This window comes from Peribacillus sp. V2I11, assembly GCF_030817135.1.
Taxonomy (GTDB): Bacteria; Bacillota; Bacilli; order Bacillales; family DSM-1321; genus Peribacillus; species Peribacillus simplex.
Genome location: NZ_JAUSYW010000001.1, coordinates 2,156,247 through 2,177,886, shown reverse-complemented (window position 1 = coordinate 2,177,886; position 21,640 = coordinate 2,156,247). Strand labels below are relative to the sequence as shown.

Sequence of the window (21,640 nt, the reverse complement as noted above, 5' to 3'; positions counted from 1 at the left end):
AGACCATTAGTACGCAGTTTTTTCAGTCAGCGGATTTCCTCACTGCTTGCTGATGAATTTGAAATCATCTCTGAAACGTTAACGAAGTTTAAATTTTTTGATCGAAGTTCACTTATTAACTCCGGTAAAGCTTTATTCGTTTGTTTTGCTGAGTCTGAAGCATGTAATAAGATGATATCACCCTTTTGGGCCTTGGTGATGTTCTGAACGATCTGATCCACACCTGGATTGGTCCAATCTTTTGAATCGATGCTCCAATGGACAACGGTATATCCAAATTTCTCGCTGATCTTTAAGAGGCGTTTATCAAAGTGACCGGTGGGGGCGCGTAAAAGTTCTATATTCTTTACATTAAGTTTTTTAAATGCTTCCTGTGCTTTAGAAATATCACGGATGATTTCTTGATCTTCCATTTCGGAATAATCCTTATAATCGTAACCAAGCATGCCGATTTCATATCCTTCTTTCACAATTTCAGCTACTATATCCGGATGACGTTCAGCCCAAGATCCCGATAGAAAAAAAGTGGCAGATTTAATCTTTTCCCTTTTTAATGTCTCTATTATCGGAGCGGCTTTCTCATCACCCCAGCCAATATTGAACGTGATCGCAACATTCTTTTCCCCTTTATAAACCGCTTTCGGCCCATCCTCTGTAGAAAAAACGGGGGCATGAAGAATGTTTTGTACAAAAAGGAACCAAGCGGTAAAAAGTGCCGTAAGTAAAATTAACGAATAATATTTGATGTTCTTGGCTTGAAGCACCATGAAAAATTTCATTAATCCATCCATCCCCTTGTCCAAAAGACTCTTGTCTTCAAATTTATGCGCGAGGATTCTTGTTATGCAAAAAAATCAGTTGAAAATTCATAAAATTGATGGGAATGGGGAAAGCTGTTTGGTGGAGGTGTGAACCATGCTGGGTTTATTGATTAACGACAAAGAAAAGATGGAATTGGAGTACCTTTTAAAAAGGGAGATGGATGAAATATTATTCGATTTGCAGGATGAAAGAGTTGACCACTTAGTCAAAAGGGCAATAAACGAGAAATATAACATCCTTTTCAGGCTGTTTAAAAGGGTGAGCACCGAGGAGGAATGCTTAATGTATATGAGGGGAAAAATGAATTTATCCAAGTGGAATCAGTCATGATATTTAAAAGTGAATTATATTCAAAAAATCTATTGACTATTGATTTATACGCTGGTATATTATAAAAGTTGCTGCAACATATAAGCTTTTGAAAAAGAATGAAAAAAGTTTTTTAAAAAAGTTATTGACGAAGCAACGATAAGATGTTAAGATATTAAAGTCGCTAAGAGAGATGGCGAATAAATTGCTCTTTGAAAACTGAACAAAACAAAGCGCCAACGTTAAATTTTAAGTGAGCACACACTATCAAAAAAGCAAATGAGCAAGTCAAACATTTCTTCGGAGAGTTTGATCCTGGCTCAGGACGAACGCTGGCGGCGTGCCTAATACATGCAAGTCGAGCGAATCTAAGGGAGCTTGCTCCCTTAGATTAGCGGCGGACGGGTGAGTAACACGTGGGCAACCTGCCTATAAGACTGGGATAACTTCGGGAAACCGGAGCTAATACCGGATACGTTCTTTTCTCGCATGAGAGAAGATGGAAAGACGGTTTACGCTGTCGCTTATAGATGGGCCCGCGGCGCATTAGCTAGTTGGTGAGGTAATGGCTCACCAAGGCGACGATGCGTAGCCGACCTGAGAGGGTGATCGGCCACACTGGGACTGAGACACGGCCCAGACTCCTACGGGAGGCAGCAGTAGGGAATCTTCCGCAATGGACGAAAGTCTGACGGAGCAACGCCGCGTGAACGAAGAAGGCCTTCGGGTCGTAAAGTTCTGTTGTTAGGGAAGAACAAGTACCAGAGTAACTGCTGGTACCTTGACGGTACCTAACCAGAAAGCCACGGCTAACTACGTGCCAGCAGCCGCGGTAATACGTAGGTGGCAAGCGTTGTCCGGAATTATTGGGCGTAAAGCGCGCGCAGGTGGTTCCTTAAGTCTGATGTGAAAGCCCACGGCTCAACCGTGGAGGGTCATTGGAAACTGGGGAACTTGAGTGCAGAAGAGGAAAGTGGAATTCCAAGTGTAGCGGTGAAATGCGTAGAGATTTGGAGGAACACCAGTGGCGAAGGCGACTTTCTGGTCTGTAACTGACACTGAGGCGCGAAAGCGTGGGGAGCAAACAGGATTAGATACCCTGGTAGTCCACGCCGTAAACGATGAGTGCTAAGTGTTAGAGGGTTTCCGCCCTTTAGTGCTGCAGCTAACGCATTAAGCACTCCGCCTGGGGAGTACGGCCGCAAGGCTGAAACTCAAAGGAATTGACGGGGGCCCGCACAAGCGGTGGAGCATGTGGTTTAATTCGAAGCAACGCGAAGAACCTTACCAGGTCTTGACATCCTCTGACAACCCTAGAGATAGGGCTTTCCCCTTCGGGGGACAGAGTGACAGGTGGTGCATGGTTGTCGTCAGCTCGTGTCGTGAGATGTTGGGTTAAGTCCCGCAACGAGCGCAACCCTTGATCTTAGTTGCCAGCATTCAGTTGGGCACTCTAAGGTGACTGCCGGTGACAAACCGGAGGAAGGTGGGGATGACGTCAAATCATCATGCCCCTTATGACCTGGGCTACACACGTGCTACAATGGATGGTACAAAGGGCTGCAAACCTGCGAAGGTAAGCGAATCCCATAAAGCCATTCTCAGTTCGGATTGTAGGCTGCAACTCGCCTACATGAAGCCGGAATCGCTAGTAATCGCGGATCAGCATGCCGCGGTGAATACGTTCCCGGGCCTTGTACACACCGCCCGTCACACCACGAGAGTTTGTAACACCCGAAGTCGGTGAGGTAACCTTCATGGAGCCAGCCGCCTAAGGTGGGACAGATGATTGGGGTGAAGTCGTAACAAGGTAGCCGTATCGGAAGGTGCGGCTGGATCACCTCCTTTCTAAGGATAATTACGAGAGCGCTTTTGTTTTGTTCAGTTTTGAATGAGTGATTCATTCAAATAGGAAAGACAAACATCACGATGTGATGGATTCTTTCTGCTTTGTTCCTTGAAAACTAGATAATAGATAGAAGGCAATTAATTTTTTTCAAAGCATCTGTAAGATCTTTTTTAACGGTTAAGTTAGAAAGGGCGCACGGTGGATGCCTTGGCACTAGGAGCCGATGAAGGACGGGACTAACACCGATATGCTTCGGGGAGCTGTAAGTAAGCTTTGATCCGGAGATTTCCGAATGGGGAAACCCACTGTTCGTAATGGAACAGTATCTTTACCTGAATACATAGGGTACTGAAGGCAGACCCGGGGAACTGAAACATCTAAGTACCCGGAGGAAGAGAAAGCAAATGCGATTTCCTGAGTAGCGGCGAGCGAAACGGAATTAGCCCAAACCAAGAGGCTTGCCTCTTGGGGTTGTAGGACACTCAACATGGAGTTACAAAGGAACGGGGTAAATGAAGCGATCTGGAAAGGTCCGTCGAAGAAGGTAAAAACCCTGTAGTTGAAACTTCGTTCCCTCCTGAGTGGATCCTGAGTACGGCGGGACACGAGAAATCCCGTCGGAAGCAGGGAGGACCATCTCCCAAGGCTAAATACTCCCTAGTGACCGATAGTGAACCAGTACCGTGAGGGAAAGGTGAAAAGCACCCCGGAAGGGGAGTGAAATAGATCCTGAAACCGTGTGCCTACAAGTAGTCAAAGCCCGTTAATGGGTAATGGCGTGCCTTTTGTAGAATGAACCGGCGAGTTACGATTTCATGCGAGGTTAAGTTGATGAGACGGAGCCGCAGCGAAAGCGAGTCTGAATAGGGCGAATGAGTATGAGGTCGTAGACCCGAAACCAGGTGATCTACCCATGTCCAGGGTGAAGTTCAGGTAACACTGAATGGAGGCCCGAACCCACGCACGTTGAAAAGTGCGGGGATGAGGTGTGGGTAGCGGAGAAATTCCAATCGAACCTGGAGATAGCTGGTTCTCTCCGAAATAGCTTTAGGGCTAGCCTCAAGATGAGAGTATTGGAGGTAGAGCACTGATTGGACTAGGGGCCCCCAACGGGTTACCGAATTCAGTCAAACTCCGAATGCCAAATACTTATTCTTGGGAGTCAGACTGCGAGTGATAAGATCCGTAGTCGAAAGGGAAACAGCCCAGACCACCAGCTAAGGTCCCAAAGTATACGTTAAGTGGAAAAGGATGTGGAGTTGCTTAGACAACCAGGATGTTGGCTTAGAAGCAGCCACCATTTAAAGAGTGCGTAATAGCTCACTGGTCGAGTGACTCCGCGCCGAAAATGTACCGGGGCTAAACGTATCACCGAAGCTGTGGATTGACACCATTAGGTGTCGATGGTAGGAGAGCGTTCTAAGGGCGTCGAAGTCAGACCGGAAGGACTGGTGGAGCGCTTAGAAGTGAGAATGCCGGTATGAGTAGCGAAAGAAGGGTGAGAATCCCTTCCACCGAATGCCTAAGGTTTCCTGAGGAAGGCTCGTCCGCTCAGGGTTAGTCGGGACCTAAGCCGAGGCCGAAAGGCGTAGGCGATGGACAACAGGTTGATATTCCTGTACCACCTATACATCGTTTGAACGATGGGGGGACGCAGAAGGATAGGGTAAGCGCGCTGTTGGATATGCGCGTCCAAGCAGTTAGGCCGGAAACGAGGCAAATCCCGTTTCCATTAAGGCGGAGCTGTGATGGCGAGGGAAATATAGTACCGAAGTTCCTGATTCCACGCTGCCAAGAAAAGCCTCTAGTGAGATGTAAGGTGCCCGTACCGCAAACCGACACAGGTAGGCGAGGAGAGAATCCTAAGGTGTGCGAGAGAACTCTCGTTAAGGAACTCGGCAAAATGACCCCGTAACTTCGGGAGAAGGGGGTGCTTTTTAGGGTGAATAGCCCAGAAAAGCCGCAGTGAATAGGCCCAGGCGACTGTTTAGCAAAAACACAGGTCTCTGCGAAGCCGCAAGGCGAAGTATAGGGGCTGACACCTGCCCGGTGCTGGAAGGTTAAGGGGAGAGGTTAGCGCAAGCGAAGCTTTGAACCGAAGCCCCAGTAAACGGCGGCCGTAACTATAACGGTCCTAAGGTAGCGAAATTCCTTGTCGGGTAAGTTCCGACCCGCACGAAAGGTGTAACGATCTGGGCACTGTCTCAACGAGAGACTCGGTGAAATTATAGTACCTGTGAAGATGCAGGTTACCCGCGACAGGACGGAAAGACCCCGTGGAGCTTTACTGCAGCCTGATATTGAATTTTGGTACAGCTTGTACAGGATAGGTAGGAGCCTGAGAAGCCGGAGCGCTAGCTTCGGTGGAGGCGTTGGTGGGATACTACCCTGGCTGTATTGAAATTCTAACCCGCGCCCCTTATCGGGGTGGGAGACAGTGTCAGGTGGGCAGTTTGACTGGGGCGGTCGCCTCCTAAAGAGTAACGGAGGCGCCCAAAGGTTCCCTCAGAATGGTTGGAAATCATTCGTAGAGTGTAAAGGCACAAGGGAGCTTGACTGCGAGACCTACAAGTCGAGCAGGGACGAAAGTCGGGCTTAGTGATCCGGTGGTTCCGCATGGAAGGGCCATCGCTCAACGGATAAAAGCTACCCCGGGGATAACAGGCTTATCTCCCCCAAGAGTCCACATCGACGGGGAGGTTTGGCACCTCGATGTCGGCTCATCGCATCCTGGGGCTGTAGTCGGTCCCAAGGGTTGGGCTGTTCGCCCATTAAAGCGGTACGCGAGCTGGGTTCAGAACGTCGTGAGACAGTTCGGTCCCTATCCGTCGCGGGCGCAGGAAATTTGAGAGGAGCTGTCCTTAGTACGAGAGGACCGGGATGGACGCACCGCTGGTGTACCAGTTGTCTTGCCAAAGGCATAGCTGGGTAGCTACGTGCGGACGGGATAAGTGCTGAAAGCATCTAAGCATGAAGCCCCCCTCAAGATGAGATTTCCCATGGCGCAAGCTAGTAAGATCCCTGAAAGATGATCAGGTTGATAGGTCAGAGGTGGAAGCGTGGCGACATGTGGAGCTGACTGATACTAATAGATCGAGGACTTAACCAACGCTTTAAAAAAATGAAATGCCTTCTTATCATTATCTAGTTTTGAAGGAATGAAAATTCTTCAAAAATGAATATAGTCTGGCAATGATGGCGAAGAGGTCACACCCGTACCCATTCCGAACACGGAAGTTAAGTTCTTCAGCGCCGATGGTAGTTGGGGGTTTCCCCCTGTGAGAGTAGGACGTTGCCAGGCTATTCATTTAAATCTTTAAATGGGTTTTAGGAAACATTATATTATTCCGCAGTAGCTCAGTGGTAGAGCATTCGGCTGTTAACCGAACGGTCGTAGGTTCGAGTCCTACCTGCGGAGCCATATGCTTCCATAGCTCAGTAGGTAGAGCACTTCCATGGTAAGGAAGAGGTCAGCGGTTCGAATCCGCTTGGGAGCTTCCCAATCTATCTATGAACACAAAACAGTTCGGCCCGTTGGTCAAGCGGTTAAGACACCGCCCTTTCACGGCGGTAACACGGGTTCGAATCCCGTACGGGTCACCATTTCTTAATTACTAAAACGGAGGATTAGCTCAGCTGGGAGAGCATCTGCCTTACAAGCAGAGGGTCGGCGGTTCGATCCCGTCATCCTCCACCATTTTATTCTTTACTTGCCGGTGTAGCTCAACTGGTAGAGCAACTGACTTGTAATCAGTAGGTTGGGGGTTCAAGTCCTCTTGCCGGCACCATTTACAACCATATATTGCGGAGGGGTAGCGAAGTGGCTAAACGCGGCGGACTGTAAATCCGCTCCTTCGGGTTCGGCAGTTCGAATCTGCCCCCCTCCACCATTTTAATAAAATCCTGTGGATCAGTTATATATTCTCTGTATTGGGGAAATATATGATTACCACCTTTTTATTTTGTTGATCATTAATCTTTGCATTTTATATATTGGGCTATAGCCAAGCGGTAAGGCAACGGATTTTGATTCCGTCATGCGAAGGTTCGATCCCTTCTAGCCCAGCCATTTGCGGAAGTAGTTCAGTGGTAGAATACAACCTTGCCAAGGTTGGGGTCGCGGGTTCGAATCCCGTCTTCCGCTTAATATATTTTATAAAACCCTTAGGGGCCTTAGCTCAGCTGGGAGAGCGCCTGCCTTGCACGCAGGAGGTCAGCGGTTCGATCCCGCTAGGCTCCACCATCAACTACATACACCAAAACTTACGTCTTAAACCAAAAATGGTTTAAGACTTTTTTTTGTTTAAGACATAGTTGGGTAAACTAATATCCAGAAAAATATTTTTTCACAAAAAACATATGTGATAGGAAAACGTGCATCTTTATACATGGAAATGTGGAGTTGAACCAATCGGCATATACGATATAAAATGTTGGAAAGGGGGAATTGTATGTCTATTCAGAGAATTTCCGTCATCGGATTGCCTATGGACCTTGGTCAAGCAAGGCGAGGGGTGGATATGGGACCTAGTGCCATTCGCTACGCAGAAATTATCGAGCGTCTTGAAAAGTTGAATATAGAAGTAGAGGATTTAGGAGATATAATTGTAGGGCGTCCTGAAAATGCAGATGAGCCTGGGACAAATCTAAAAAACTTACAGCTTGTTGCAAAAGGGAACACCCAGTTAGCTACAAGAGTTGATGAAATAATAGAAGGGGGTTCCTTTCCGCTTGTATTGGGAGGAGACCATTCAATAGCTATAGGTACACTGGCTGGAGTTGCAAAGCACTATGAAAATTTAGGTGTGATTTGGTACGACGCACATGGGGATTTAAATACGGAAGATACTTCTCCATCAGGGAATATACACGGGATGCCCCTAGCTGTCAGTATTGGGGTTGGACATCCGGACCTAATCAATATCCATGGTTTTGCTCCAAAAGTGAAACCGGAAAACATCGTAATAATTGGAGCAAGGTCATTGGATGAAGGGGAAAAAGAACTTATCCGTGAGAAAGGGATTAAAGTATTCACGATGCATGAGATCGACCGTATGGGAATGTCACGGGTCATGGAAGAATGCATTGATTATTTAAGGGAAAGAACGGATGGGGTCCACCTTTCATTGGATTTGGATGGAGTTGATCCAGCAGATGCACCCGGAGTGGGGACACCGGTAATTGGTGGTATAAGTTATCGGGAAAGTCATTTGGCCATGGAAATGCTTGCGGAATCCAACTTGATTACATCCGCTGAATTCGTTGAAGTGAATCCCATTTTGGATGAGCGAAATAAAACGGCGATCGTTGCCGTGGCCCTAATGGGTTCGTTATTTGGGGAAAAGTTATTATAACTAATAATAAAAGAAACAGTAACCGGCTTGTAATGGGTTACTGTTTTTTATATGCTATAAGACGTAGTTTATCTTCCAGGGTGTATGTAATAGGAATAAATCTATAGATAGATGGTTGCAATCGTATTTCCATATTCACTTAAGAGCACGACTGTCTGTGAGATCTCCATTTTTAGTTAAATGGATGTATTGGATGATTAAAGAATCCAGTTTGATGCTAACTTCAACAACTTCATTATCCACCATCGAGGAACGGGAAGCTAAAAACATCATTTTCTGTCTGTATTGTTCAATATGGTCCAATATTTGTTCAGCAGTCATATAGAGAATCACTCCCTTGAATTTTACAATTTCTTACTATATAGCCCTGTTTTTTTTTCTTAAACATAAAATGTAAAACTTTGTTAAAATTAATATATTGAATTTTTGAAACCTTTTAGCTTACGATTCGTAGTAATCGTATAGCCGCATGAGCGGGGGTAATACCGGAAAATGGATGCACTCATTAAAGAGAGAATTAATCAAGTATTAAAGGGAGACCATAATGCATTTGGGGAAATTGTCGAAATTTACAAGGACAAAGTATTCCAAATATGTTTTAGGATGCTCGGAAACAGGCAAGAAGCAGAAGATTTGGCACAAGAGGCCTTTGTAAGGGCCTACGTGAATATTCGAAGTTTCAATATACAAATGAAATTTTCTACATGGTTATATCGGATTGCGACCAATCTTTGTATTGACCGGCTTCGGAAGAAAAAACCGGATTACTATTTAGATGCAGAGGTGGCAGGAACAGAGGGATTGAATATGTATTCCCAAATTGCATCGGATATCGCGAAACCTGAGGAAGAGGTTGAATCTTTAGAACTACAGGAAACCATTCAAGTGGAAATAATGAAATTGCCCGAGAAATACCGATCGGTAATCGTATTGAAGTATATTGAAGAGTTATCTTTAAAGGAAATCAGTGAGATACTCGATTTGCCGGTCGGTACGGTTAAGACGAGGATACATCGCGGTCGGGAAGCCTTGCGTAAACAACTACGCCATTTATAAAAAGAAGGTGAGAAAAATGAACTGCCATGAGGAAATCATTGAATATATGCATGATTATTTAGATGAGGACATCAAACCGGAGCATAAAGAAATTTTACGGGAGCACTTGCATAACTGTGCTGAATGCCGGGATTACTTTCATGAAATGAAAAAGGCGGTCGCTCTTGTACAAAGCACTTCCCATATAAAGGCCCCGGATGACTTTACAGCAAAGGTTATGGCTCAATTGCCAAAGGAAACGAAAACAACAGGTGCCAAACGTTGGTTCAAAAGCCATCCCTTCATGACAGCGGCAGCGATGTTCATCATATTGATGACAGGATCTGTTTTTTCCACTTATAATCAGGACGAACATTTTTCAGTATCAAAGCAGCCTAACTTAGTGGTCGAAGGTGAAACGGTGATTGTTCCTGAGGGTGAGACAATAAAGGGAAATGTGGTAGTTCAAAATGGTAACATTCAAATAGATGGTGAAGTAAAGGGAGATGTGACAGTCATAAATGGGCATAAATATATGTCTAAAGCAGGGAACGTGACTGGGAGCATCCGTGTTATTGACCAAGCCTTTGAGTGGATGTGGTATAAAGTAAAGGACACTGCAACCTCGTTGGTTCCTGCTAAAGAGGAGAAAAAGGAATAAGGAATGGAAGCTGGGAGGGGGCATCGTTTTTCATTTACGGTGACTTCGCTCAGCTTTATTTTTTAAAGGGAAGGGAACCATTTTTCATGATATGTTTTTCCTATGTGAATTTCTCACACTAGTTTTTAGATGTATCATTTAAAAAATGGTATACTATTAAGGTTATCGTATAAAGATTGTAATTGGTATTTGGAGTAATACTGACTGGAGGAAACAACATGTCTTTAACCAATTTGACTGTTTGGGACTATGTAGTAAATTTCATTGATATTCTCCTTGTATGGTTTGTGATATATAAATTGTTAACTATTATTCGAGGCACGAAGGCTATTCAGCTGCTAAAAGGAATTTTTGTAATTGTCATTGTAAAAAGCTTAAGCAACCTGTTTGGTTTCAATACACTCGGATGGTTAATGGCACAAGTCATGAATTGGGGAGTATTGGCGATTCTCGTCATTTTTCAACCTGAACTGAGAAGGGCACTTGAACAATTGGGACGCGGGAAGCTCTTTGCAAGGGGCACCGTTCCAGAAGAGAATCAACAAGAGCGTTTAGTCGAAGAAATCCTAAAGGCGTCCACTTATATGGCAAAAAGGCGGATTGGAGCCTTGATTACGATAGAGAAGGGTACGGAGCTGGGGGATTATGTTGAAACGGGGATACCCCTAAAATCCTATATTTCTTCAGAACTGCTCATTAATATCTTCATCCCAAATACGCCGCTCCATGATGGCGCAGTTATTTTGCAAAATAACCAGGTGGCGGCTGCAGCTTGCTACTTGCCATTATCGGAGAGTCCATTCATATCAAAGGAGCTTGGCACACGGCATAGGGCAGCCATAGGCATGAGTGAAGTTACGGATAGTCTTACGATTGTCGTTTCAGAAGAAACGGGAGGGATATCCGTCACTAAAAACGGGGAACTTTACCGGGATTTGAATCAAGAATCATTTAGGGCCATGCTTACAAGTGAACTGGTAGTGGAAAACATCAAATCAACTTCCTCAAGCATCTTTAACTGGAGGGGGAAAAAGAATGGATAAATTCACCAATAGTGCTTGGTTTATGAGAATCGTAGCTTTTGCCTTGGCAGCACTTTTGTTCATTTCCATTAACTTTGAGATGGAATCGGATAAAAAATCCCTTGGCTTATCGACAGCCCCTGAAATCAGTACGGAGACCATCGAAAATGTACCGGTTGAAGTGTACTATGACCGTGAGAATCTAGTGGTGAGCGGAGTACCGGAGACGGTTGATGTTACTCTGAAGGGAGCAAAAAGCCTATTGATAAATGCGAAAAACCAAAGGGACTTTAAAGTGTATGTAGACCTTTCTGATCCTGCAATCTCAATGGGGGACAGAACCGTCACATTTAAAATAAGTGAGTTGAATGAAAAGTTAGTGGCGACGATCGATCCGGAATATGCGGAAGTCAACGTTCAGGAACGGGTGACGAAGGAGTTCTCCGTAGAAGCCGAGTATAATAACTCTTTACTTGAAGAGGGATATACCGCTGGTCAGCCAACAGTCAGCCCGAAAACTGTCAAAATAACGGGTGCTAAAGATGCGATTGAACAAATTTCCTATGTAAAGGCAAACCTTGAAATAAGTAAGGGACTTAACGAAACGGTGAACGGCAAGGCAACCGTTAAAGCCCTGGACAGGGATTTGAATAAGCTGGATGTGACGATCGAGCCATCTTCCGTTGCCGTTTCCTTAGAAGTGAGCATTCCTACCAAGACGGTGTCGATAGCACCGAAGCAAACTGGCAAGGCAAAGGATGGCATCAGGATCACGAGTATAAGTGTCGACCCAAAAGAGGTCACCTTATTTGGGTCGGAAACGAGCCTGGAGAAAATAGATGGAATAAATCTTCCTGTAAATATCTCGAAAATTGATGGTGATACAGAACTGGAACTCGATCTTAATAAACCGGAAAGTGTACAAAAAATGTCCTTGGGTAAGGCAAAGGTCAAGATCCGCACAGAGAAAGTTGATGTAGATGAAGATGAAGTGAATGCAGAGCCAGTCGTAGAAGAGGAAGAACCAGAAACTGAACAAAAACAAGAAGAACAAGTAGTCGAAGAAGAAGCGGAAGAAGATGAACCGGCTGCCGTTGAGTCTAAAACTTTCAACAATATACAAATAGTGCCTGTGGGCATACAGGATGACCAAAATGCCGAATTGGAATCCGATGTAACAAGCATCACTTTGCTTGGTGAGGCGGATGATTTGAAGAAAATAACTAAAGACGACATTAATCTTACAGTAGATGTGAGTAATTTAGATGAAGGTACGCATGATGTGGAATTGGCAGTAACAGTGCCTGAGGGAGTGGAATGGGAACTGGATTCTAAAACGGTTTCGGTCACCATCACACAAAAAGACGAAGAGACATGACCTTCCTTTAACATCATCATTAAATTCAGTAACGATTCGAAGAAGGAGCGATAAAGATGGGTAAATATTTTGGAACAGACGGAGTCAGGGGTATAGCGAATAGCGAGTTAACACCGGAGTTGGCATTTAAACTAGGCCGTTTTGGTGGCTATGTTCTTACAAGAAATACAGAAAAACCTAAAGTGCTGATAGGGCGCGATACTCGTATTTCAGGTGAAATGCTGGAAGGTGCACTTGTTGCCGGTCTTTTATCCATTGGGGCTGAAGTGATGCGCCTTGGTGTCATTTCGACACCGGGAGTTGCCTATTTAACAAAGGCCTTAAGTGCTGAGGCAGGTGTCATGATTTCCGCTTCGCATAATCCGGTAGCGGATAATGGCATTAAATTCTTTGGACCGGATGGGTTTAAGTTATCCGATGATCAAGAAGCTGAAATTGAAACACTATTGGATATGGAAAAGGATGAACTTCCACGCCCGGTTGGCGGAGATTTAGGTCATTTGAACGATTATTTCGAAGGAGGGCAAAAGTATCTCCAGTACTTGAAACAATCTGTGGATGAAGATTTTACAGGCATTCATGTTGCTCTTGATTGTGCACATGGGGCGACATCTGCCTTGGCCATGCATTTGTTTGCAGATCTTGATGCAGACATCTCTACAATGGGGGCATCGCCAAATGGCTTGAACATTAATGATAAGGTAGGTTCTACCCACCCAGAAGCACTTGCTGAATTCTTAAAAGAAAAAGGTGCGGATGTTGGACTTGCTTTCGATGGTGACGGGGACCGTGTCATTGCGATAGATGAAAAAGGAAATATAGTGGACGGCGACCAAATCATGTATATCTGTGCGAAATACTTGAAAGAAAATAATCGTCTGAAACAGGGAACAGTGGTTTCTACGATCATGAGCAACCTTGGTTTTTATAAAGGTCTTGAAGAGCATGGTATACAAAGCGCCCAGACGGCAGTGGGGGATCGCTATGTGGTCGAGGAGATGCGAAAAGGCGGTTATAACCTTGGCGGCGAACAATCCGGACATATCATCTTCCTGGACTATAACACGACAGGTGATGGCTTATTGACGGGCTTACAGCTTGTGAACATCATGAGTGACACCCAAAAAACCTTATCGGAGCTCGCTGGCGAGATGAAGAAATATCCTCAAACGCTGATCAATGTCAGAGTTACCGATAAACACGCTGTAACCGATAATGAAAAGGTACAGGAAGTCATCAAGGCAGTCGAAGGGGAAATGAACGGAAACGGTCGTATTTTGGTGAGACCATCCGGTACTGAACCGCTAGTCCGTGTTATGGCTGAAGCCCCGACAGCTGAGGAATGCACTAATTATGTAGATCGCATCGTCGCAGTTGTAAGAGCGGAAATGGGTATGAACGAATAACCAAACCTATGCATAAAGGGAACGAAATTTCCTTTTATGCATATTTTTATAAAGAAGTTCTTTTTTGTTGGTAAAGGTAATAAAGAATTGACCTATGTCCCTTGTTTAAGGTATGATTATCCTGATTTACAACTCATTTTCTGAAAATGGTTGTGTTAAAAAGGAGGGTAGGCAAGGAGAAACGGATTCACAAAAGCGCCTGAACTAAGTCTGGACGAGAAATGGCTTAGTTGACGAGGAGGAGGTTTATCGAATGATCGGCGGATACCTCCCGGCTGAAGTGCACAGCCGCAGTAATTCCAATCTTAAAACAGTAGGGCAACTCACTGCACAAAGGATTGGAAATGCACAATGGGAAAAGTGCTTTAGGGCATTTCCTTTATAAAAATATATATCAGAGATGAGGGGGCAGGGATGCCCCCGTGCATTCCTGTTCCCTCAAATCGGTTGGAGGAACAGAAATTATGTGTGGAATTGTTGGATATATTGGACTTAACGATGCAAAGGAAATTTTATTAAAAGGTCTTGAAAAACTTGAATACCGCGGTTATGACTCTTCAGGGATTGCTGTGAGAAATGAAGCAGGCGTGACAATCTTTAAGGAAAAGGGAAGAATCGCGGACTTACGCGGAGCCGTGGATGAAAATACTATGGCACATACTGGAATAGGACATACGCGCTGGGCCACCCATGGTGTGCCAAGCCGTGATAATGCCCATCCTCACCAAAGTAATTCAGGTCGATTTACTTTAGTTCATAATGGGGTCATTGAAAACTATGCAATTCTAAAACGTGAATATTTGAAGGATGTTGCCTTTAAAAGTGAAACGGATACGGAAGTCATCGTTCAACTCATAGAGAAGTTCGTAAACGATGGTATGGAAGTGGAAGAGGCGTTCCGTCAAACACTCACTCTTTTAGAGGGTTCATATGCCATCGCCCTGTTGGATGCTGAAAATGATGAAACCATCTTAGTCGCAAAAAATAAAAGCCCGCTGCTAATCGGTGTCGGAAAAGACTTTAACGTTATCGCTTCCGATGCAATGGCCATGTTGCAAGTCACAGATCAATTCCTCGAACTGATGGATAAGGAAATGGTTATCGTGACAAGTGAAAAGGTAACGATCAAGAATCTTTCCAACGAAGAAGTTATGCGTGCTCCATATACTGCTGAACTGGATGCAAGTGATATTGAAAAAGGTACGTATCCTCACTATATGCTCAAGGAAGTCGACGAGCAGCCAGCTGTCATACGTAAAATCATTCAAGCATACCAAAATGAAGAGGGTAAACTTGCAATCGATTATAGCATTACTGAAGCTGTAAGTGAGGCTGACCGTATTTATATCATTGCTTGCGGAACCAGCTATCATGCAGGGTTGATTGGTAAGCAATTCATCGAAAAAATGGCGGAAATTCCGGTTGAGGTCCATGTGGCATCGGAATTCACTTACAATATGCCGTTATTATCGAAAAAACCGTTATTCATCTTCATTTCACAAAGTGGTGAAACTGCAGATAGCCGTGCCGTGTTAGTGTCCATCAAAGCGCTTGGCCATAAAGCCCTGACCATCACGAACGTACCTGGCTCCACATTGTCACGTGAAGCGGATTATACGCTCTTGCTGCATGCTGGCCCTGAAATTGCCGTTGCATCAACAAAGGCCTACACAGCTCAAGTGGCAGTCTTATCCATCTTAGCGAATGTAACTGGCCAATTCCGTAACATGGAGTATGATTTCGACCTTGTAAAAGAGCTTGGAATCGTTGCGACAGCAATGGAAGCCCTTTGTGATTCGAAAGAAGAGATGGAAGACATTGCCCGTGAATATTTGTCCGTTACGAGAAACTGCTTCTTCATTGGCCGTTCCCTTGACTACTATGTTGTTCTTGAAGGGGCCCTTAAGCTGAAGGAAATCTCATACATCCAGGCGGAAGGCTTTGCTGGCGGAGAGCTTAAACATGGAACTATCGCCTTGATTGAAGAGGGTACACCTGTCATAGCCCTTGCTACGCAAGCAGGCGTCAACCTAAGCATCCGTGGTAATGTAAAGGAAGTGGTTGCCCGAGGCGCCAACCCTTGCATCATTGCCATGAAGGGGCTTGAAGAAGAGGATGACCGTTTCGTCATCCCGGAAGTGAATGAACTATTAACACCCCTTATCTCTGTTATCCCGCTGCAGCTCATTGCTTACTATGCAGCCTTGCACCGCGAATGTGACGTGGATAAACCACGTAATCTTGCGAAAAGTGTAACGGTTGAGTAAGTTTGAATGAATGCAATGTATGTTTATGTAGAGTAGAATTGAAATACAGTTCTACCGTTTTGAAAATGATTAACTGTTTTTAAAAAGTTGCACCGTTTCACCCCTTTGGATATGATTATTTAAAGGGGTGTTTTTTTATGTCTAAAAGAACGGGAACCTCTCAAGCTGACAAGTGGAAAAAGAAGGCCGAGGAATAGGAATCGGTGTGCAGTGTAAATAAAGTCGTTAAATGCAATCTATCAAATCCATCGGTTAGTAATCACGGAATCTTTAAGAGCAAAGTTAAAGATGTGGATAAGGCGCTGGCTTATAAACGATTGATTTTCCATGGTGGATTGTTGAAAGAAAAGATGGTGTGGTAGATGGCGATTTAATTCGTATTGATGCTGATACGGATGAGGTTGCGAATGGTGCAATTGATAATATTTTGTATTGGCATGAAAAATTAAATCTTCAAGATAATTATTAAATTTAGGAGAGAATGACATGGGAGTTTTTGCAGAATATTTAGCGAATATTGATAACCCGCAACATAGGGACCGAACGGAAGAAGTATTGGCTTGGGTAACTAAGAAATTTCCAGATTTAATGCCGAAGATTGCTTGGAATCAGCCCATGTTTACCGACCATGGAACATATATTATTGGCTTTAGCGTAGCCAAACATCATTTGGCTGTTGCCCCTGAAAAGGCAGGGATTGATCATTTTTCTGATGAAATCGTGCAGGCTGGCTATGACCACACCAAACAGTTGGTACGTTTCAAGTGGGATAGTCCGGTTGATTACTCATTACTTGAAAAAATGATCGAGTTTAATATTTTGGATAAGGAAGACTGTTCAACTTTTTGGCGGAAATAAAAAAATGGATTATGAAGGGTGAAATTAATTTCACTCAAACTTTACACTAAACCAAATAGATTTTAAAAACTGCTGCCTTTGCAGCTGTTTTTTTATTACTATGGATTTAAAATAAACTTTAAAATCAGAAATCTCTTCATGAAATAGGGAGCAGAATGGTGAAAGTCGTTCCCTTTTCGAGCTCACTTTTTAAGGAAGTGGTCCCTTCATGCATCTCAATAATTCTTTTCACGATGGATAGACTAAACCACTCCGCTTTCTGAGCGCTCCCATGCCAGCTTTATAGAATCGCTCGAATAAGTGAAATTGGTCTTTCTCAGAAATGCCAATTCCATTATTGGAAATCTTTATGGAAGCTTGATCATCAATCTGTTGTAACCGAATCGTGATCGTTCCACGATGGCGGGTGAATTTATACTATTGTGTATTAAAGTTGCCATACTGGAGGTAATTACGATTGAAGGACATATTCTTCCAGGAAGACAGTGTTTCAGTGTAGACTAGGAGTTTCTTTCTCTGTACTTCTGGTTATTCCGGTGCATGAGTGTGAGGATTTCCTCACTTTAATTATAAAAGCTTGAAAAAAACGATAGTTATGGTGATTTTTTCAAGCGCATTCTCTCAATACAGTCTCTAAGTCTCTCAAAATCAATTCTTTTTGGAACGGAACTCCACACAAATACTTTTGCATCATATTTTTCAATAGACATATATAAGCGATCAGTGATTATTAAATCAGGATGTTCACCTTCGTTACAGAGTTGAATATGACTGGATATCCTTTTTATTTGATTAATGATAAATTCAATTGGATTTCCTTCCAGGATTGAAAAGATTTTAATCTTAATTGGCTGGTTGTCCACTTTAAAATTAATTGTGCGCTTCAGTATTCCATGATACCTACCCAATAATCTCTCCCGGTGTTTCAATATTCTCGTAAGCGCCTTTTTCTCGGCAAGTTGATCAAAGAAACGGTCCATTAATTCCACTAGTTTAGGGGAATCCTGTTCAAAAGCTATCTTATATGGATCCTCTTTAAATAGAAAGGTAGGCCCATCAAAAGTCTGAGTATAGTAATGAAGGTATAATAGATTGGCAAACAAGGCACCATACTCTTCCGCGCCAATTTCCATCGAAAAGAATTCCATGAAAGTTTCCAACCAGTGTATGGTCGTTTGTACAAAAAGATCTTGGTTGTGATGGTGGGCAAAATTCATGATTAAACTGATTTGGGGATTTTTTTTATCATAAAATTCAAAACAACTAATTACAGTAAAGGAAAACATCATTTCTAAAGTGATTTGCTCTTCCGTTAAAGTTGTTAACTCTTTAAATAGAGGTTCTGCCAATCTTGAAAATGATTTAAATAAATGATGATGTTTCGTGAAAGACTCATAGGTAGGATCTTCTTCAATGATAAACCCCAACTTAGCTCTAGTAATGGATATGGCCAGCCAATACAACACATGCTCAGAGATGTTTGCCCTGTCTCCTTTTAGCATATCAAGGATTTGCTCCCTGTTGACAGATGAGAATGGCCAAACCTCGCCCCAGCATGAATTCCAATAAAACAAGTAGTAGAAATATCGAAATTGCTTTTCCGGACCATTGAAAGTCGCCATATGCTGTGTTGTATATTGTAAATTGAACTGATCCAAAAGCGGTTTAATTTTATTGATTCGTCTGTACATGGATGTATAGCTTGTATAATTCTCTTTTGTGAAGGAATGTATGTCACCAAACTTGTTATAGAATATCTGATCACACGCCTTATACGTCAAAGAATGTTCTAAATACAGCCTCTCGATCGATTTGATTGAGAAATTATCCTCTGTTTTTAAATAAAAGCTTTTATGCTCACGTTCAATGATTTCTGCTTCTGGTCCAATTTCTTTTAAATCATGTTTTAGTTCGTCTATAAGTTTTAGGATCGTCCTATCTGAGGCATTTAAGCTTTTTGCCATATCGGAAATGGAACAAAATTGATTTATTGAATGCAAATGGATTAAAATCCGTACTTTTTGATAAACTGAGCGATCTAAAAAGTTATACATCCAATCACTTCCCCTCACTCTAAAACGTTCTAAAAAACTCCAATCTTCTTTAACGGTACTTATTACCCGTTCTCTTTATACTAGCATACTTTTTAATCGGAAGCCGATTTTAATCTGGTGAAGTACCGAATTAATGCTTTCGGGATAAAAATGGCAGAGTATCATTATGCAATAGCTTGAAAAGTGAATATTGGGCTTTATGAAGTACTGATTACGCGCTTGAAAGTTATTCCTTCCATGGCATGGAGTATCTTTTTCATATCTTGTACTTAAAGATTCCCTAATTTGAAAAAACTCGATTATTCAGTCGAATATTGTCGGTTGAAGAGTTGGAATTTTTCGAAAAATGCTAATTAAGGTACTAAATATGAACATCAAATTCTATTGTATATCGCCATGAACTGTAATTATGATTGAGTTGTAGAAACCCTGCAGAAATCATAAAAATTTTCTACAGGAATGGAGGTGAAAAATAATGAGGAGCCAAACGAACGAATGGAAGAACAACAATAAAGGATCTTTCTGAAAATAGGGAGAGTAATAGGTCTTATTCCTAACAATAGTATGATAGTGGATTTTAACAACCGGCAGATCTCAGGTTTTACCGAGATGGTCTTTTAGGACCAGATCATGAATGAAACTAAATGGCATCGTTTTCAGGGCATTAGAAGAAAGTCCACCAAATGATTGAAGGAGGGTGGAATGGTGAAAAAATCAATTAAATATATAAGTATATTAATGGTTTTACTTGGAATGAATTTTTCAAATGTACATGCCGAATCAAGCGGTTCATATGGTTCTGACTCAAATGTAGGGTTCTATGGAGAATATATTCATAAAAAGGATTCTGACAGTAATAAATCCCCCGAATCAGGTGTATCTGTAAATGGATCAAATGAAAATGGGGCATCAAATGATGTAGGGCTTGCAAAATTACCTCAAACGGGTGATCGATCGAGCGCTCAAAATATGTTTTTTGGAGGTCTAGTAATTTTGTTAGCTTTCTTTCTTTTACAAAGAAAGTCATTAAGAGTCATAGATAAATAAAAGTCATGGAGGGAAATACATTGAAAAAACGATTGAAAGTACTTACAGGCTCGGCTTTAGCAACTTCACTAATTTTAGGCGGTTCAATTTCAGCATTTGCGGCAGATGGAGGGGAGTATAATTCCTCCGGTACAGTAAAATTCAAACCGTATACAGGAATAACGGAGCCTGTTGACCCGAATGATCCAGATAATGAAGTGAAACCTGAAAATCCGGATGGTACGGATCCAGATCCAGGAACGAATGGTCCATTAAGTATCGACTTCGCTTCAAGTTTGGACTTTGGGGAAAATGAAATTTCAAACGTGGACCAAGTATATTATGCAGCGCCCCAGAAAGTTAACATCACAGATGATCTAGGTGCAGTGACTCAGGAAACTAGGGCCAATTATGTTCAGATTTCGGATAATCGCGGGAGCAATGCAGGCTGGACTTTAAAAGTGAAACAAGAAGGCCAATTTAAAAACGATGCTACACTGAACCCTGTTCTGATAGGATCTGAAATAAAATTCACTGATGGTGTGCCAGTAACAAATATGGAAAATGTAACTGCGCCTACCGCTTCCGATATCACCTTAGATCCCTCAGGAGCCGAATCATTAGTGATGACAGCGGCTGAGAATACTGGTGCAGGAAAATGGCTTGATGTTTTTGGGACAGTAGAAGATGTTGACGGTGAGCCTAAGAATGCTGCGATTACATTATCGGTACCTGGAAGCACTCCAAAGGATGCAGTCGAATACAGCACAAAACTAACATGGGTTTTAACGGATTCACCGACAAATAACTAAACTAATAAGAGGGAGAGTTCACTATGAAAATTGCAAAATATCTTGTTGCTTCAACGTTATTGGTCACAGGTTTCGGAATCGCAGGACAAGGAGCCTCAGCAGAAGGTGGAGAATATGAATCTAATGGTACCATTACATTTGAACCATATACAGGTATCACACCTCCAGTTGACCCAGAAAATCCAGGTAAAGAGGTTAGCCCGGAACCTACTCCAAATCCAGGGACAAATGGTCCATTAAGCATTGATTTCGCTTCATCGTTTGATTTTGGCACTCAAAAAATCACAACACTGGATATGGTTTATAATTCAGCTGCACAAAAAGTGAATATTCCGGATGGTTATGGAGCAACCACGCAAGATTTACGGCCTAATTATGTACAGGTCAGTGATAATAGAGGAACTGAAACGGGCTGGACACTGCAAGTACGACAAGATGCACAGTTCGAAACCACTGATAATGATGTATTGGATGGTGCAGCCATAAAAATCATAAATAATAATGTGAACACATCTTCGACTTCTCCAGTGCCAAGTACAGTCCCTACTGAAATCGACTTAGTACCAGGTACACCGTCAACGGTAATGGCAGCAAAAGATGCTGAAGGTGCCGGTACTTACGTTTCTCGTTTTGGTAAAGCAAATGATGGAAACATGGATAAAAGTGTTCAATTATCGGTTCCAGGCAGTACGACAAAATATGCTAAAGAGTATAATACAACGCTTACCTGGATTCTGACTGACACACCAGCAAATTAAAATGGTCGTGGTGTAATAGAGTGAAGGAG

Annotated in this window: 15 protein-coding genes, 9 tRNA genes, 3 rRNA genes and 2 pseudogenes; 24 read left to right on the top strand and 5 right to left on the bottom strand. The window is 42.9% G+C overall.

The window, feature by feature from the left end; all coding sequences use genetic code 11:
• Nucleotides 1–26 precede the first annotated feature (26 nt).
• Nucleotides 27–779 carry a polysaccharide deacetylase family sporulation protein PdaB gene (pdaB, locus tag QFZ73_RS10385; protein ID WP_251436416.1) on the bottom strand — a complete coding sequence of 251 codons (753 nt, stop codon included), beginning with the start codon at nt 777–779 and terminating at the stop codon, nt 27–29.
• Nucleotides 780–915: 136 nt separating this feature from the next.
• Here pdaB and QFZ73_RS10380 point away from each other — a divergent pair, with 136 nt between their 5' ends.
• The 14 genes from QFZ73_RS10380 (at nt 916) to rocF (ending at nt 8,334) form a co-directional block, all read left to right on the top strand.
• Entirely contained in the window at nt 916–1,152 is a 237-nt protein-coding gene (locus tag QFZ73_RS10380; RefSeq protein WP_251436413.1) for a hypothetical protein, read from the top strand.
• A 276-nt stretch (nt 1,153–1,428) separates the two neighbouring features.
• A 16S ribosomal RNA gene (locus tag QFZ73_RS10375) occupies nt 1,429–2,979 on the top strand.
• 176 nt (nt 2,980–3,155) lie between these two features.
• Nucleotides 3,156–6,089, top strand: a 23S ribosomal RNA gene (locus tag QFZ73_RS10370).
• A 76-nt stretch (nt 6,090–6,165) separates the two neighbouring features.
• Nucleotides 6,166–6,281: ribosomal RNA gene (gene rrf, locus QFZ73_RS10365) — 5S ribosomal RNA — on the top strand.
• The 16S, 23S and 5S rRNA genes sit together here with 9 tRNA genes alongside, the layout of an rRNA operon.
• Before the next feature lie 45 nt (nt 6,282–6,326).
• Nucleotides 6,327–6,401: transfer RNA gene (locus QFZ73_RS10360), tRNA-Asn, on the top strand.
• A gap of 3 nt (nt 6,402–6,404) precedes the next feature.
• A tRNA-Thr gene (locus QFZ73_RS10355) sits at nt 6,405–6,477 on the top strand.
• Nucleotides 6,478–6,508: 31 nt separating this feature from the next.
• A tRNA-Glu gene (locus QFZ73_RS10350) sits at nt 6,509–6,583 on the top strand.
• An 18-nt stretch (nt 6,584–6,601) separates the two neighbouring features.
• A tRNA-Val gene (locus tag QFZ73_RS10345) sits at nt 6,602–6,677 on the top strand.
• 15 nt (nt 6,678–6,692) lie between these two features.
• Nucleotides 6,693–6,768: transfer RNA gene (locus tag QFZ73_RS10340), tRNA-Thr, on the top strand.
• Between the two features lie 18 nt (nt 6,769–6,786).
• Nucleotides 6,787–6,870, top strand: a tRNA-Tyr gene (locus QFZ73_RS10335).
• Nucleotides 6,871–6,974: 104 nt separating this feature from the next.
• Nucleotides 6,975–7,049, top strand: a tRNA-Gln gene (locus QFZ73_RS10330).
• Between the two features lie 3 nt (nt 7,050–7,052).
• A tRNA-Gly gene (locus QFZ73_RS10325) sits at nt 7,053–7,124 on the top strand.
• 23 nt (nt 7,125–7,147) lie between these two features.
• Nucleotides 7,148–7,223 (top strand) — tRNA-Ala (locus tag QFZ73_RS10320).
• 208 nt (nt 7,224–7,431) lie between these two features.
• The gene (gene rocF / locus QFZ73_RS10315) at nt 7,432–8,334 is read left to right on the top strand and encodes an arginase (protein ID WP_251435841.1); all 903 of its coding nucleotides are present in this window, start codon (nt 7,432–7,434) and stop codon (nt 8,332–8,334) included.
• A 135-nt stretch (nt 8,335–8,469) separates the two neighbouring features.
• On the opposite strand, the gene QFZ73_RS10310 is transcribed toward rocF, so the two are convergent.
• The gene (locus QFZ73_RS10310) at nt 8,470–8,655 is read right to left on the bottom strand and encodes an aspartyl-phosphate phosphatase Spo0E family protein (RefSeq protein WP_251435842.1); all 186 of its coding nucleotides are present in this window, start codon (nt 8,653–8,655) and stop codon (nt 8,470–8,472) included.
• A 171-nt stretch (nt 8,656–8,826) separates the two neighbouring features.
• Here QFZ73_RS10310 and sigW point away from each other — a divergent pair, with 171 nt between their 5' ends.
• The 7 genes from sigW (at nt 8,827) to QFZ73_RS10275 (ending at nt 16,961) form a co-directional block, all read left to right on the top strand.
• Entirely contained in the window at nt 8,827–9,390 is a 564-nt protein-coding gene (gene sigW / locus QFZ73_RS10305; protein ID WP_207440976.1) for an RNA polymerase sigma factor SigW, read from the top strand.
• Nucleotides 9,391–9,406: 16 nt separating this feature from the next.
• A complete protein-coding gene (locus QFZ73_RS10300; protein ID WP_251435847.1) occupies nt 9,407–10,030 on the top strand; it encodes an anti-sigma factor family protein in 624 nt (207 codons plus the stop codon).
• Between the two features lie 218 nt (nt 10,031–10,248).
• Nucleotides 10,249–11,073 carry a diadenylate cyclase CdaA gene (gene cdaA / locus QFZ73_RS10295; protein WP_034304935.1) on the top strand — a complete coding sequence of 275 codons (825 nt, stop codon included), beginning with the start codon at nt 10,249–10,251 and terminating at the stop codon, nt 11,071–11,073.
• On the top strand, nt 11,066–12,430 hold the full coding sequence (locus QFZ73_RS10290) for a CdaR family protein (protein ID WP_307265871.1): 1,365 nt from the start codon (nt 11,066–11,068) through the stop codon (nt 12,428–12,430). Before cdaA ends, QFZ73_RS10290 begins: the two co-directional genes overlap by 8 nt.
• Nucleotides 12,431–12,486: 56 nt before the next feature.
• Nucleotides 12,487–13,836 (top strand): phosphoglucosamine mutase, encoded by a 1,350-nt coding sequence (gene glmM, locus QFZ73_RS10285; RefSeq protein WP_207440979.1) that lies wholly within the window; start codon nt 12,487–12,489, stop codon nt 13,834–13,836.
• A gap of 464 nt (nt 13,837–14,300) precedes the next feature.
• The gene (glmS, locus tag QFZ73_RS10280; RefSeq protein WP_251435853.1) at nt 14,301–16,103 is read left to right on the top strand and encodes a glutamine--fructose-6-phosphate transaminase (isomerizing); all 1,803 of its coding nucleotides are present in this window, start codon (nt 14,301–14,303) and stop codon (nt 16,101–16,103) included.
• Between the two features lie 486 nt (nt 16,104–16,589).
• The gene (locus tag QFZ73_RS10275) at nt 16,590–16,961 is read left to right on the top strand and encodes an iron chaperone (protein WP_307265867.1); all 372 of its coding nucleotides are present in this window, start codon (nt 16,590–16,592) and stop codon (nt 16,959–16,961) included.
• A 136-nt stretch (nt 16,962–17,097) separates the two neighbouring features.
• On the opposite strand, the pseudogene QFZ73_RS28915 reads toward QFZ73_RS10275, so the two are convergent.
• From QFZ73_RS28915 to QFZ73_RS10270, 3 genes and pseudogenes are all read right to left on the bottom strand, one after another.
• A pseudogene (locus QFZ73_RS28915) lies at nt 17,098–17,199 on the bottom strand (hypothetical protein); the annotation flags it as partial.
• Nucleotides 17,190–17,363 (bottom strand): annotated as a pseudogene (locus QFZ73_RS28910) (ATP-binding protein); the annotation flags it as partial. The pseudogenes QFZ73_RS28915 and QFZ73_RS28910, both read right to left, overlap by 10 nt.
• Nucleotides 17,364–17,554: 191 nt before the next feature.
• Nucleotides 17,555–19,015, bottom strand: coding sequence for an AcpB/EbpR/MafR family transcriptional regulator (locus QFZ73_RS10270; protein ID WP_251435859.1), 1,461 nt, complete (start codon nt 19,013–19,015; stop codon nt 17,555–17,557).
• 705 nt (nt 19,016–19,720) lie between these two features.
• On the opposite strand from QFZ73_RS10270, the gene QFZ73_RS10265 reads away from it, so the two are divergent.
• From QFZ73_RS10265 to QFZ73_RS10255, 3 genes are read left to right on the top strand one after another with little or no spacing between them, the layout of a single operon-like run.
• Complete coding sequence (locus QFZ73_RS10265; RefSeq protein ID WP_307265865.1) at nt 19,721–20,062, top strand: EF2685/EF0750 family sortase-dependent surface protein; 342 nt, start codon at nt 19,721–19,723, stop codon at nt 20,060–20,062.
• 20 nt (nt 20,063–20,082) lie between these two features.
• Complete coding sequence (locus QFZ73_RS10260) at nt 20,083–20,853, top strand: WxL domain-containing protein (protein WP_307265863.1); 771 nt, start codon at nt 20,083–20,085, stop codon at nt 20,851–20,853.
• 23 nt (nt 20,854–20,876) lie between these two features.
• On the top strand, nt 20,877–21,611 hold the full coding sequence (locus tag QFZ73_RS10255) for a WxL domain-containing protein (protein ID WP_307265861.1): 735 nt from the start codon (nt 20,877–20,879) through the stop codon (nt 21,609–21,611).
• Nucleotides 21,612–21,640: the final 29 nt, after the last annotated feature.

What these genes read in the sequence shown, in the direction of transcription:
- pdaB (WP_251436416.1), bottom strand. Translation starts at nt 779, where the DNA reads ATGAAATTTTTCATGGTGCTTCAAGCCAAGAACATCAAATATTATTCG.
- QFZ73_RS10380 (WP_251436413.1), top strand. Translation starts at nt 916, where the DNA reads ATGCTGGGTTTATTGATTAACGACAAAGAAAAGATGGAATTGGAGTAC.
- rocF (WP_251435841.1), top strand. Translation starts at nt 7,432, where the DNA reads ATGTCTATTCAGAGAATTTCCGTCATCGGATTGCCTATGGACCTTGGT.
- QFZ73_RS10310 (WP_251435842.1), bottom strand. Translation starts at nt 8,655, where the DNA reads ATGACTGCTGAACAAATATTGGACCATATTGAACAATACAGACAGAAA.
- sigW (WP_207440976.1), top strand. Translation starts at nt 8,827, where the DNA reads ATGGATGCACTCATTAAAGAGAGAATTAATCAAGTATTAAAGGGAGAC.
- QFZ73_RS10300 (WP_251435847.1), top strand. Translation starts at nt 9,407, where the DNA reads ATGAACTGCCATGAGGAAATCATTGAATATATGCATGATTATTTAGAT.
- cdaA (WP_034304935.1), top strand. Translation starts at nt 10,249, where the DNA reads ATGTCTTTAACCAATTTGACTGTTTGGGACTATGTAGTAAATTTCATT.
- QFZ73_RS10290 (WP_307265871.1), top strand. Translation starts at nt 11,066, where the DNA reads ATGGATAAATTCACCAATAGTGCTTGGTTTATGAGAATCGTAGCTTTT.
- glmM (WP_207440979.1), top strand. Translation starts at nt 12,487, where the DNA reads ATGGGTAAATATTTTGGAACAGACGGAGTCAGGGGTATAGCGAATAGC.
- glmS (WP_251435853.1), top strand. Translation starts at nt 14,301, where the DNA reads ATGTGTGGAATTGTTGGATATATTGGACTTAACGATGCAAAGGAAATT.
- QFZ73_RS10275 (WP_307265867.1), top strand. Translation starts at nt 16,590, where the DNA reads ATGGGAGTTTTTGCAGAATATTTAGCGAATATTGATAACCCGCAACAT.
- QFZ73_RS10270 (WP_251435859.1), bottom strand. Translation starts at nt 19,015, where the DNA reads ATGTATAACTTTTTAGATCGCTCAGTTTATCAAAAAGTACGGATTTTA.
- QFZ73_RS10255 (WP_307265861.1), top strand. Translation starts at nt 20,877, where the DNA reads ATGAAAATTGCAAAATATCTTGTTGCTTCAACGTTATTGGTCACAGGT.